This is a genomic window from Pseudomonas sp. BNK-30, from assembly GCF_047456185.1.
In the GTDB taxonomy this organism is placed as follows: Bacteria; Pseudomonadota; Gammaproteobacteria; order Pseudomonadales; family Pseudomonadaceae; genus Aquipseudomonas; species Aquipseudomonas putida_E.
Genome location: NZ_CP179904.1, coordinates 4,256,400 through 4,269,083, shown reverse-complemented (window position 1 = coordinate 4,269,083; position 12,684 = coordinate 4,256,400). Strand labels below are relative to the sequence as shown.

General features: G+C 62.2%; 10 protein-coding genes. 9 read left to right on the top strand and 1 reads right to left on the bottom strand.

Annotated features, from left to right (window positions below):
* The first annotated feature begins 323 nt into the window (after positions 1 to 323).
* From putP to ACMGGN_RS19775, 8 genes are all read left to right on the top strand, one after another.
* Positions 324 to 1,802 (top strand): sodium/proline symporter PutP, encoded by a 1,479-nt coding sequence (putP, locus tag ACMGGN_RS19810; RefSeq protein WP_119688171.1) that lies wholly within the window; start codon positions 324 to 326, stop codon positions 1,800 to 1,802.
* 129 nt (positions 1,803 to 1,931) lie between these two features.
* Positions 1,932 to 2,768 (top strand): 23S rRNA (adenine(2030)-N(6))-methyltransferase RlmJ, encoded by an 837-nt coding sequence (locus ACMGGN_RS19805; RefSeq protein ID WP_346640252.1) that lies wholly within the window; start codon positions 1,932 to 1,934, stop codon positions 2,766 to 2,768.
* 184 nt (positions 2,769 to 2,952) lie between these two features.
* On the top strand, positions 2,953 to 4,710 hold the full coding sequence (locus ACMGGN_RS19800) for a carbamoyltransferase (protein ID WP_414156233.1): 1,758 nt from the start codon (positions 2,953 to 2,955) through the stop codon (positions 4,708 to 4,710).
* Positions 4,694 to 5,824, top strand: coding sequence for a glycosyltransferase (locus ACMGGN_RS19795; RefSeq protein ID WP_125923478.1), 1,131 nt, complete (start codon positions 4,694 to 4,696; stop codon positions 5,822 to 5,824). The genes ACMGGN_RS19800 and ACMGGN_RS19795 overlap by 17 nt, the downstream gene beginning before the upstream one ends.
* A complete protein-coding gene (locus ACMGGN_RS19790; RefSeq protein WP_115273448.1) occupies positions 5,824 to 6,720 on the top strand; it encodes an antimicrobial resistance protein Mig-14 in 897 nt (298 codons plus the stop codon). The genes ACMGGN_RS19795 and ACMGGN_RS19790 overlap by 1 nt, the downstream gene beginning before the upstream one ends.
* Entirely contained in the window at positions 6,717 to 8,120 is a 1,404-nt protein-coding gene (locus ACMGGN_RS19785) for a PIG-L family deacetylase (RefSeq protein WP_115273449.1), read from the top strand. The genes ACMGGN_RS19790 and ACMGGN_RS19785 overlap by 4 nt, the downstream gene beginning before the upstream one ends.
* A gap of 48 nt (positions 8,121 to 8,168) precedes the next feature.
* On the top strand, positions 8,169 to 9,125 hold the full coding sequence (locus ACMGGN_RS19780; RefSeq protein WP_115273450.1) for a glycosyltransferase: 957 nt from the start codon (positions 8,169 to 8,171) through the stop codon (positions 9,123 to 9,125).
* A 67-nt stretch (positions 9,126 to 9,192) separates the two neighbouring features.
* A complete protein-coding gene (locus ACMGGN_RS19775) occupies positions 9,193 to 9,966 on the top strand; it encodes a glycosyltransferase family 2 protein (protein ID WP_046785067.1) in 774 nt (257 codons plus the stop codon).
* A gap of 54 nt (positions 9,967 to 10,020) precedes the next feature.
* On the opposite strand, the gene ACMGGN_RS19770 is transcribed toward ACMGGN_RS19775, so the two are convergent.
* Positions 10,021 to 10,626, bottom strand: coding sequence for a hypothetical protein (locus tag ACMGGN_RS19770; RefSeq protein WP_039603331.1), 606 nt, complete (start codon positions 10,624 to 10,626; stop codon positions 10,021 to 10,023).
* Positions 10,627 to 10,855: 229 nt separating this feature from the next.
* On the opposite strand from ACMGGN_RS19770, the gene msbA reads away from it, so the two are divergent.
* Positions 10,856 to 12,664, top strand: coding sequence for a lipid A export permease/ATP-binding protein MsbA (gene msbA / locus ACMGGN_RS19765; protein WP_046785175.1), 1,809 nt, complete (start codon positions 10,856 to 10,858; stop codon positions 12,662 to 12,664).
* The last annotated feature ends 20 nt before the right edge of the window (positions 12,665 to 12,684 follow it).

Sequence of the window (12,684 nt, the reverse complement as noted above, 5' to 3'; positions counted from 1 at the left end):
AAGCTAACGCCAAGAGTAGCCGTAGGACATTTCGGGTGCAACCAGGTGCAACCCGATTTTTTGACGGAAAAGGTGCAACTCGTCCGATGAATGATCCTACGCTTCAAATACGTTTTTTTCTGATGCGTTTTGTTCTGAAAAACGCGGGTTTTGCTCCATAAAGGAGCAAAAAAGCGGCATTACCTGAAAATGCACGAGAAGGTGCAACTGGCGGACGAAAAGTGGTTGCACCCTATTAACGTTGTTGCATAGGATTCGCCGCCTGGGTGCAACCGTCTCGATTCGGTTGTGCATGAAATAAAAACAAACGCCAGGGCACAAGCATGGGCAATCCACTAACGATCACTTTCGTGATCTATATCGCGGTAATGGTACTGATCGGCTTTGCCGCCTATCGCTCCACCAAGAACCTTTCCGACTACATTCTGGGCGGTCGCAGCCTGGGTAGCGTTGTCACCGCGCTTTCCGCTGGTGCTTCCGACATGAGCGGCTGGCTGCTGATGGGCCTGCCGGGCGCCATCTACTTTTCAGGTCTGTCCGAGGCCTGGATCGCCATCGGCCTGACCGTCGGTGCCTACCTCAACTGGTTGTTCGTCGCTGGCCGTCTGCGCGTGCAGACAGAGCACAACGGCGATGCGCTGACCCTGCCGGACTACTTCTCCAGCCGCTTCGAAGACAGCAGCGGCCTGCTGCGGATCATTTCGGCCATCGTCATCCTGGTGTTCTTCACCATCTATTGCGCCTCCGGTATCGTCGCCGGTGCCCGTCTGTTCGAAAGTACCTTCGGCATGTCGTACGAGACTGCGCTGTGGGCCGGTGCTGCGGCAACCATCGCCTACACCTTCATCGGTGGCTTCCTGGCGGTGAGCTGGACAGACACCGTGCAGGCTTCGCTGATGATCTTCGCGCTGATCCTGACCCCGATCATCGTGCTGATCTCCACGGGCGGCTTCGACACGACCTTCCTGGCCATCGAAGCGCAGAACCCGGCGCACTTCGACATGCTCAAGGGTGCTTCTTTCATCGGCATCATTTCGCTGATGGGTTGGGGCCTGGGCTACTTCGGTCAGCCGCACATCCTGGCGCGCTTCATGGCCGCCGATTCGGTCAAATCCATCGCCAAGGCGCGCCGCATTTCCATGACCTGGATGATCCTGTGTCTGGTCGGTACCTGCGCCGTGGGCTTCTTCGGTATCGCTTATTTCTCCGCGAACCCTGACCTGGCAGGCCCGGTCACCGAGAACCACGAGCGTGTGTTCATCGAGCTGGCGAAGATCCTGTTCAACCCTTGGGTGGCCGGTGTGCTGCTGTCGGCCATTCTGGCCGCGGTGATGAGTACCTTGAGCTGCCAGTTGCTGGTGTGCTCCAGTGCGCTGACCGAGGACTTCTACAAGGCCTTCCTGCGCAAGAATGCCTCGCAGCGTGAATTGGTCTGGGTCGGTCGCCTGATGGTGCTGGCCGTGGCCCTGATCGCCATCGCCATGGCTGCCAACCCGGAAAACCGCGTGCTGGGCCTGGTGGCCTACGCCTGGGCCGGCTTCGGTGCCGCCTTCGGCCCGGTCGTGCTGATCTCGGTGCTGTGGAAAGGCATGACCCGTAACGGCGCGCTGGCCGGTATCGTGGTCGGTGCGCTGACCGTGATCCTGTGGAAACAGTTCGACACCATCGGTTTGTACGAAATCATCCCGGGCTTCCTGTTCGCCAGCATCGCCATTGTCGTGGTGAGCAAGCTGAGCAGCCCGTCGAGCAGCATGGTTTCGCGCTTTGAAACCGCTGATGCCGCGTATCACGCTGAAAAGTAATACCTGACACCTGTCGGGTCGAGGTGCCCCGGCCGCCGCTAAACCGGCGGTCGGGGCGCTGTCGATCGGCAGCCAGGCCTGACTCCGCCGGCAAGGCAAGGTAAACTTGCCGCTCGCGCAGGAGTTGCCATGAACTATCGTCACGCCTTCCACGCCGGCAACCATGCCGACGTCCTCAAGCACATCGTGCTGACCCGCCTCATCGCCCTGATGTCGCGCAAAGAACAGCCGTTCGCCTATATCGACACCCACGCCGGTTTGGGCCTGTATGACCTGCAAGGCGACCAGGCCACCCGTACCGGTGAGTACCTGGAAGGGGTCGCGCGCCTGTGGAACCGCGATGATCTACCGGCCATGGCCGCCGATTACCTGCGCATCATCAAGCGCCTGAACAGCGATGGCGAGTTGCGCTACTACTCCGGCTCGCCGGAGCTGGCCCGCCGCCTGATGCGCCAGCAGGACCGCGCCCTGCTCAACGAGAAGCACCCCGAAGACGGGCCGCTGCTCAAAGAGAACATGAAGAAAGACCCGCGCGTGGTGGTGCACCTGGGTGAAGGCTGGCATGTGCCGCGGGCGTTGCTGCCGGTGCCGGAAAAGCGCGCGATCATGCTGATCGACCCGCCGTTCGAACAGGCCGATGAGCTCAAACGTTGCACCACCTCGATGAAAGAGGCGATCGGCCGCATGCGCCAGACCGTCGCGGCCATCTGGTACCCGATCAAGGACCAGCGCTCGCTCACCCGGTTCTACCAGGACCTGACCAGCACTGGTGCGCCCAAGCTGCTGCGGGTCGAGCTGTACGTTCACCACCAGGACAGCCCGCAGGGCCTCAATGGTTCGGGCCTGGCAATTGCCAACCCGCCATGGGGGCTGGAAGAAGAACTCAAGGAACTGCTGCCCTGGCTGGCCAGAGAACTGGCGCAGACGGCCGGCAGCTACCGGATGGACTGGCTGATCGCTGAATAAAGCGCTTGCCCAGGCCGGTCCTGTCGCCGGCGCGGCGCCGCTCTTTGCGCGGCGCCGCGCCTGTCGGTGCCGGCTTGCCGGCGATAGGGCCAGTTGGAAGTGTTTGCGTTATAATCCCGCCTTTTAGCCGCCACCCGCCCCTGAGGCCGCTGGCGCATCTCTACCGAATGAAGAGGCTAATCCCTTGGCATTGACGATTCTTGGCCTGTCCGGCGCCCTTAGCCATGACCCTTCCGCGGCCCTGTACATCGACGGCAAACTGATTGCCGCCGCCGAAGAAGAGCGCTTCGTGCGTGACAAGCATGCGAAGAACCGCATGCCTTACGAGTCGGCGAAGTTCTGTCTGGAACAGGCCGGCATCAAGCCGTCCGATGTCGACGTGGTCGCCATCCCGTTCGCCCCGATCAGCCTGTTCGGCAAGGCTCGCTGGCACTATGCCAAGCGCTACTGGTATGCCCCGGACCGTGCCCTCGACGCGATCCTGATGGGCAACCGCCGTTACAAGCGCTACCGCAAGAAGATCGTCTGGTGCCTGGAGCAACTGGGCTTCGACCCGAAAAAAGTCAAGATCGAGCCGGTCGAGCACCACCTGGCGCATGCCTCCAGTGCCTATCACTGCTCGGGCTTCAAGGAAAAGACCGCGATCCTGGGTATCGACGGCAAGGGTGAGTACGCCACCACTTTCTTCGGCTATGGCGAAAACGGCAAGATCCACAAGATCAAGGAATTCTTCGACCCGGATTCGCTGGGCGGCCTGTACGGCGCGATCACCGAATTCCTCGGCTTCGAAATGCTCGATGGCGAATTCAAGGTCATGGGCATGGCGCCCTATGGCGATGCCAGCAAATATGACTTCTCCCGCCTGGCCAGCTTCGAGAACGGCGAACTGGTGATCAACACCGAGTATGCCAACGTCATCGGCCTGCGCCGCTATAAAGAGAAGGGCAAGGGCTTCTACTTCTCGCCGAAACTGATCGAATGGCTGGGCCCAAAGCGCGAAGGCGACATTGCCGACGAGCCCTATATCCATTACGCAGCGAGCATGCAGGCGCTGTTCGAGAAGCTGGCCTTGCAGATGATCGACCACTACCTGGGCGACACCCTGCGTGAAACCGGCAAGCTGGCCTTCGCTGGCGGCTGCGCGCTGAACGTCAAGCTCAACCAGAAGATCATCGCCCGTCCGGACGTCAAAGAGCTGTTCGTCCAGCCGGCCTCCGGTGACGCCGGTACTGCAGTCGGTGCTGCGGCCTATGTGTCGCATGCCCGTGGCGTACCGGTCGAGAAGATGGAGCACGTCTACCTCGGCCCTTCGTACTCCAACGAAGACGTGATTGCCGCCTGTGCCCGTCACCCGAACCAGCCGAAATGGCGCAAGCTCGACGACATGCCCCAGCAGGTCGCCCGGATCATGGTCGACGGTAACCCGGTGGCCTGGTTCCAGGGCCGCATGGAATTCGGCCCGCGCGCGTTGGGTGGCCGTTCGATCATCGGCTGCCCGAGCGTCGAAGGTGTGGCTGACCGCATCAACCACCAGATCAAGTTCCGCGAACGCTGGAGACCTTTCTGCCCGTCGATGCTCGACACCGTCGCCCCGCAAATGATCAAGATCGATCACCCGGCGCCGTTCATGACCTTCACCTTCGAAGTGGCCGAAGAGTGGAAAACCCGTGTGCCGGAAGTGGTTCACGAGGATGGCACTTCGCGTGCCCAGGTGCTCAAGCGTGAGTACAACCCGCGTTACTACGACATGATGAAGGCACTGGAAGACCTGACCGGCAATGGCGTGTCGCTGAACACTTCGCTCAACCGCCGTGGCGAGCCGATGATCTGCTCGCCGACCGATGCGCTGAACATGTTCTTCGGTTCGGACCTGCAGTACCTGATCATGGAAGACATTCTTGTTGTGAAGGACGGCGCCGCCGCGTATGACCAGCCGCTCTGAACCGCGCATCCTGCAGTTCTGCCATGGCTACGACGGGCCGTTCCTCGACTGCGCCCGTCAGTACGCCAGCCTGTTCCAGGGCAGCGGCTACAAGGTCACCACGGTATTTCTCACCGGCGCCGCCGACCCGCAGGTTGCGGCTGGCTGCGCGTCGGACGAGGTGCTGTTCCTCCAATTCAGCTCCAAGGCCGTCCGCGGCCTGAAGCTCGGCGCCATACGCGCCCTGCGCCGCATCGCGGCCGAGCGCAATTTCAGCTTCTGCATCGCCCACCGTTTCAAGCCGATCTACGTGGCTTTGCTGGCGACGGGCCTGCCGGTGATCGGCGTGCACCATGCGTTCGGCGACTATGAGCGCAAGGGGCGGCGCCTGTTCGCCAACCTGTTCAGCAAACGGCTGAGCCTGCTTGGCGTGTCGGACGCCGTGCGTGACGACATGCGCCGTTGCCTGCCTCAGTGGCCGGCCGAACGTATCCAGACGCTGTACAACCGTATCGACATCGAGGCCCTGCAGGCCGCACTGGTACCGCGCGCTGAAGCGCGTCAGGCCCTTGGCCTGGATGCGCAGGCGTGGGTCGTCGGCAATGTCGGGCGCCTGCACCCGGACAAGGACCAGGCGACCTTGCTGCGCGGCTTTGCCCAGGCCCTGCCTGAGCTGCCGGCCGGCGCTCGTCTGGCGATCCTCGGCATGGGGCGCCTGGAAGACAAGCTCAAGGCGCTGGCTGGCGAGCTGGGCATTGCCGGGCAAGTCGACTTTCTGGGCCAGGTCCCGGATGCGCGCCGCTACTTCCAGGCATTCGACGTGTTTGCCCTGAGTTCCGACCATGAACCGTTCGGTATGGTCCTGCTCGAAGCCATGGTGGCCGGCGTACCTGTGCTGGCAACGGCCTGCGGCGGGGCTCGTGAAGTGGTCGAGGGTGTGGGTGTGTTGTTCCCGCTCGGCGATGCCTCGCAGCTGGCCCAAGGCTTGAAGCATATGGCGTTGCTGGACGAGCAGCAGCGCGATGCATGCGCCTCGCACATGCTGCAGCGCCTGCACGAGCGTTTCTCCGATCAGGCCGTGCGCGAAGCCTTCTGGCAGCTGCCGCAGGTAAGCGCGCTGGTGGTGGGCAAGTGATGCTCAATCATATTCAGGCTTGGCGAGAACGCGGATGGCAGGTGATCGACGCTGCCGCCTACGCCGAGGCGTGGGCACGCTTCGGTGGCAGCGTTGCCACGCACCCGCTGGTGATCGAGCAGTTGGCGGACCTGGCGCAGATACCCGTGCGTTACCTGGGCTGGCATCAGGCAGGCGAGCTGAAGGCTGGCGTTGCGACCTGGGGGCGTCATTTGGCGCTGTCCAAGGACGTGCTCAAGCGTGCCGGCAAGAAAGGCCTGTTTGACCTGGGCAATGCCGAGATCATTCTGCCAGGCGCTGGCGATGCCGCCGCACCCTTGCGCCATACCGCGCGCTACCTGTCCGAGCTGAACCAGGGGCGCTTCAGCGGCCTGAAGGCTCAGAAAGAGCAGTTGGCGATGGCCCGGGCGCATGAAGACCTGTCGAAGAAATTCCGCTACAACCAGCGCCGCGAGTTGCGCCTGCTGGAAGAGGCGGGTGGTGTGGTGCGCCCTATTACCGATTTCAATACCCAGCAGATCGCGGCCATGTATTGCGACCTGTTCCAGCGCCGCTGGGGGTTCCCGGCCACCGGTGCCGAGCGTATGGCCGATGTGCTCGAGCGCCTGCGTGAGCTGCTGATCGGCTCGGTGCTGTTGCTCGACGACAAGCCCATCGCCATCCAGCTGGTCTATCGGGTCGAAGCGCCGCAGTGGATCAGTGTCGAGTACGTCAACGGCGGCGTCGACCCTGAGACCAAGGCCTTCAGCCCTGGCAGCGTGCTGAGCTTCCTCAACACCCAAGCTGCCTGGGACGATGCCCGCGCACGCAACAAACCTCTGCGCTTCTCGTTTGGCCGTGCCGACCGCGAGTACAAGGACCGTTGGTGCAACCCCGTGCCGGTGTTCCAGGCGTGAGCCGCAAACAGCAGTTGCTCAAGCGCCACCGGCGCAACAAGCGCCTGGGGCTGCTGGCCGGCCTGGCGGTGCTGGTTGCCCTGGGCGTATTCGCCTGGTGGTGGCTGCCGTTGTTGCTGCTGCCGCTGCTCTGGGCTGCCCACGAAGCTTGGTTCGCTGATCATCTGTTCTATGCACCGGGCGAAGATTACGCCTATAACTTCGGCGAGCAGACCGGCGAAGCGCCTGTCACCTTGCGTGACGGCGTGCTCAAGGTCGATGCGGCGCTGCAGGGTAATGAAACGCTGATCCTCGAAGTGCGGGTAAAAAGCGGATGGCTGGGGCGTTTTCTCGACCCGTGTGTCGAGCTGCTGGCCGATGAGTGTGCTGACCGGCAGGCGTTCGAGCGCGGTGTCGACGGCGTTCGCTTCCTGAACCTGACCGGGCTGGCTGCACCGCTGCAGGCCGGTACGCTGCGCGTGCGCGGCCGTCACTGTCGTTTGCAGGGCCAGCCGCGTCTGTGGATAACCGCCGGCGTCGAAACGCAGCGCCGTCGCGTGATGGTGATCGCGCCGCATGCCGATGATGCCGAGCTGGCGGCCTATGGCCTTTACAGCCAGGCGGACGAAGCCTGGGTGGTGACCTTGACCGCTGGCGAAATCGAAACAGAGCACTACCAGCAGATGGGCATGGGCAAGGCCGAGGCGGCACGGCTGAAGGGCCGTCTGCGCGCCTGGGACAGCATTGCCGTGCCGCGCTGGGCCGGGGTGCCAGAGGCGCGTTGCGTGCAATTAGGCTACTTCTGCCTGCAACTGCCCGCCATGCAGGCAGCGCCCGATGTGCCGGCCGTTTCCCGAGAAGCCGACATGGCCGATATCCGCCCGTTCCGTCGCTTCAACCCGTTGCGGTTGCCGGCCGACAGCGATGGCGCGCCAACCTGGAACAACCTGCTGGCTGACTTGCGTGCGCTGCTGGAGATGGCCCGGCCTGAAGTGCTGGTCATGCCGCACCCGCAACTGGACCCGCACCCTGATCACATCTGCGCCCATGTTGCCGTCATGCAGGCGCTGCAGGGCTTGGCGTGGCAGCCGCAGACGCTGCTGTGCTATGCCAACCATCTGCACGACAACGACCGCTGGCCCATGGGCAACAGCGGCGATGGAGTGGCCTTGCCACCGCAATTGAGTGCCGACCAGCCGTGGGCACCCTGCAGCCTGGTGCTGGACCTGCCAACGCAGCGCGACAAGGCGATGGCCCTGGGCATGATGCACGACCTGCAACCTGGCGCACCGTTCAAGCGCCGAGTGCGTCGGCTGTTGCAGCGCTGGCTGGCCGGGCGCCGGCCATCGCCTTACGGTGAGAACGAGTTCTTCCGCAAGGCCGTGCGCCGGCATGAACTGTTCTGGCGCCGTGAGCTGTAGATGATGCCGATGGTTGACCGCGAAGGCGCAGAGCGCCCAAGGAAAGCAATGAAAGTCTTATTTCTGGTGCAGAAGGAACAGCGGGCGATCCTCGATCGCCTGTACGACGGCGTCGCGGCCAACTGTGAGTGCGACCTGCGCTGGTTGACCAGCGATGACCAGCGCAACCTGCGCCGTTATTTCAAACGTGAAGTGCAGGTCGAGCGCTATGACCGCATCGTCTTCTTCCTGCGCTTCAAGCAGGAGATACGCCAGGCGGCGTTCATCCGTACCGTGCCGAACCTGGTGATCCTCGAGCATGATGCCTACCAGAACTACATCCCCTGCAAGTACACCGGCAAGTTCAGTGCGCATTACCGCAAGCTGCCGTGGGCACGGGTGATCAGTTCCGGCTACATGGTCAGTGAGCGCCTGCGCCAGGAAGGTTTCGATGCGGTGTTCGTGCCCAAGGGTTATGACGAGCGCCTGCTCACGGACCAAGGGCTTGAGCGTGATATCGAGCTGGCGTTCGTCGGCAGTACCAACAGTGTTGCCTACAGCGGGCGCAAGGCGTTGCTGGATGAGCTGGGGCGGGTGGAAAACCTGGTGGTGACCCGCACCAAATCAGGCGAAGACTATTGCAACACCCTCAACCGGATCCGTTTCTTCGTCAGTGCCGATGTGGGCATGGGCGAGTACATGATCAAGAACTTCGAGGCCATGGCCTGCGGCTGCGTGTTGCTGGCGTTCGACCAAGGGGCAGAAGAAAATAGCGCCCTGGGCCTGCAGGATATGCACAACGTGGTGTTATACGACAGCATTCCGACGCTCCAGGCGAAGCTGAGCACCCTGCGCGCCGATCCGGGCCTGGCGCAGCAAATTGCGGAAAATGGGCGGGACCTGGCGGTTTCCCGCTTCAGTTTCGCTGAAGTTGGCCGTAGCATCGTCGACCATATGCGCCCGGCACTCAGGCCGCACCCGCCCTTGTCCGCCTGGCAGAGGCTGCGGTTGACGCTGGGCATTTAATCTAAAGAGCTTTCGTGGCCAGGGAGTGGCTACGCAAAGTCTGTTGTCGCAACGCGGAGGGAGTCCGGTGCGCTTTTCAAATGATAGTGATGTCACGCTTGTCGTGACCAGCTGCGGTCGGTTCGATCTGCTCAAGGAAACCCTTGAGAGCTTCGATCGCTACAACACAGCGCCCATTCGCGAGGTCTTCATTACCGAGGACTCCGGTGACGACGCTGTTCACGGTGCCGTACCCGAGCACTGGAAACCCCACTGCACGGTGTTCGTCAACCGCCCCAAGCTTGGGCAGCTGGCGTCGATCGACCTGGCGTACAGCCATGTGAAGACGGCTTACATCTTCCATTGCGAGGACGACTGGCGCTTCTATCGCCAGGCCTTCGTCGAAGACTCCAAGGCGATCCTCGAGGTCAGCCCCGATGTGCTGCAAGTCTGGTTGCGCAGCCACGCCCATGACTTGTCGATCCACAGCCCTTACATTCATCTGGGGGATCGCCAGGTGATCGCCGGCGTGCCGTGCTATCCATTGCACTCCGAGAAAGCCGAATGGCAGGCCTTTTCCCTCAACCCGGGCTTGCGTCGGCTGAGCGATTATCAGCGCTGTGCGCCATTTGCCGCCTATGCCGGCGAGAAGGCGTTGTCGCGCCGTTACGCGGAGTTGAAACTGACAGCGGTGACCCTGGAGGGTGACGCGGTACTGCACACAGGCTTTGGCAGCCACGTCACCGTGCCTGAAGAAGTGCACCGCAAGGCCAAGCGGCGTAATCGCGACCGGGTCAAGCTCGCATTGACGCTGGTGATCGGTGCCTTGGCAGGTATGGGTATATCCATCTTCGTGCACTGACACCGCGCCTGGCAGGTTTTTTCAACGGCCTGCCAGGCGCTGCCGGGCTGATGTTCAACGCGCCAGCAGGGCCGCTTGGAAATCGGCGAGGGGGAAGCGGTCGCCCAGTTTCTCGCGTGCGATGTAACTCACCATATGTTGCACGTTGCGTCGAACCATACGGGCAGACAGCGGCGGGCGCAGGAAGCGCATGTCCGCAACGTCGATCAGGCCCAGCTGCTGGTCGGGCGTGACCACCACATTGCCCAGGTGCAGCGAGCGGAAGTACACGCCGCTACGGTGCAACTGGCGGATCAGGGTGATCAGGCGGGGCAGGTAGATGTCCCAGCTGAAGCCTTCGTCCCGCGACATCTGCAGCAGCGTGCGCCCCGGCAATGGCCGGTACAGCACCGCTGTTCTGCCCGGCAGGTCGAGCTTGTGCTGGCTGATTACCTCGAGCGTAGGGATGCCCAGCTGCGCAAGGCGCGCAGCGTTGTCCACGAAGCGCTGGGAGTAGGGGCGCAGCAGCGCAGATGAAATCAGACGCTTGCGCCGAAAAACCTTGAGGAAGTTACCATCCTCAAGCAGGTAGACTTTGGCGCCATGGCTGTCCGCCTCCAGTATCTGGGCGCCAAGTGTCAGCTGATCGAAGTCGACCTGGGTGAGCCGAGAGCATTGCATGAGTTGAGCCTTGTCGTCTGGCGAGCAAAATGACCGGCAATAATGCCGAAAATAATCCTCCAGCACCACGTTGGTCTCTTTTGACTGACCAGGGGGGGCTCATACCGTACGAAAAAAACCGGGCGCCGGCCTTGTGGGCCGCCGGCCTGGCATGTTGTTGCCTCGCAGGCGTGCCGAAAATGACGCCTGTGGTAAAATTTCCGGTTCAACCTGAACAGCGAGCTCGATGATGGCCGAAACACCGCTACCGGCGGAGCACACCTCCAGCCTGAAGATCTACTTCCGGTTGCTGAGCTACGTGAAACCCTATATCGGCATTTTCCTGCTGAGTATTATCGGTTTCGTGATCTTTGCCTCGACCCAGCCAATGCTGGCCGGGATCCTCAAGTACTTTGTCGATGGCCTGAGCAACCCCGAAGCGGTGTTGTTCCCCAACGTGCCCTACTTGCGCGACCTGCAATTGCTGCAGGCGGTACCGCTGCTGATCATCCTGATCGCCGCATGGCAGGGCCTGGGTTCGTTCCTCGGCAACTATTTCCTGGCCAAGGTTTCCCTTTCCCTGGTGCATGACCTGCGCGTGGAGTTGTTCAACAAGCTGCTGGTACTGCCCAACCGCTATTTCGACAATCACAACTCCGGGCACCTGATTTCACGCATCACCTTCAACGTGACCATGGTAACGGGGGCCGCCACCGATGCAATCAAGGTGGTGATCCGTGAAGGCCTGACCGTGGTGTTCCTGTTTGCCTACCTGCTTTGGATGAACTGGCACCTGACCCTGGTAATGGTCGCCATCCTGCCGGTGATCGCGGTAATGGTCAGCGTCGCCAGCAAGAAATTCCGTAAACAGAGCAAGAAGATCCAGGTGGCGATGGGCGACGTGACCCACGTAGCTTCCGAAACCATCCAGGGCTACCGTGTGGTGCGCAGCTTCGGCGGCGAGGCTTACGAGCAGCAGCGCTTTGGCCGTGCCAGCCAGAGCAACACCGACAAACAGCTGCGCATGACCAAGACAGGCGCCCTGTACACGCCGATGCTGCAACTGGTGATCTACAGCGCCATGGCCGCGTTGATGTTCCTGGTGCTGTTCCTGCGGGGCGACTCGACCGCCGGTGATCTGGTGGCCTACATCACTGCTGCGGGCCTGCTGCCAAAGCCGATCCGCCAGCTTTCTGAGGTCAGCTCGACCATCCAGAAAGGCCTTGCCGGTGCTGAAAGCATCTTCGAGCAGCTCGACGAGCAGCCCGAGATCGACCGCGGTACGATCGAGAAGGAGCGGGTGGCCGGTCGCCTCGAAGTACGCAACCTGAGCTTCACCTACCCAGGTACCGATCGCGAAGTGCTGAGCGACATCAGCTTTACCGCCGAGCCTGGGCAGATGATCGCACTGGTCGGGCGCTCTGGTAGCGGCAAGTCGACCCTGGCGGCGCTGATCCCGCGCTTCTATCACCACGATCAGGGGCAGATTCTGCTCGATGGCGTGGAGATCGAAGACTACCGCCTGCGCAACCTGCGCCGGCACGTTTCGCAGGTGACCCAGCATGTGACCCTGTTCAACGACACAGTGGCCAACAACATTGCCTACGGCGACCTGGCCGGCGCGCCGCGCGCAGACATCGAAGCTGCGGCTGCCGATGCCTATGCCAAGGAGTTCGTCGACCAGCTGCCCAAGGGCTTTGACACCGACGTGGGTGAAAACGGCGTGCTGCTGTCCGGTGGCCAGCGCCAGCGCCTGGCGATTGCCCGGGCCCTGTTGAAGAACGCGCCGCTGCTGATCCTCGACGAAGCGACTTCGGCACTGGACACGGAGTCCGAGCGGCATATCCAGGCTGCCCTGGACCATGTCATGCAGGGCCGCACCACGCTGGTGATCGCGCACCGCCTGTCGACCATCGAAAAAGCCGACCAGATCCTGGTGATGGACCAGGGCCGCCTGGTGGAGCGCGGTACCCATGCCGAGCTGCTGGCAGCCAATGGCTATTATGCCCGCTTGCACGCCATGGGGCTGGACGAGCCGGCGAAGGCCGATATCACCTGAGTTGCCCTTGATCGGGGCCG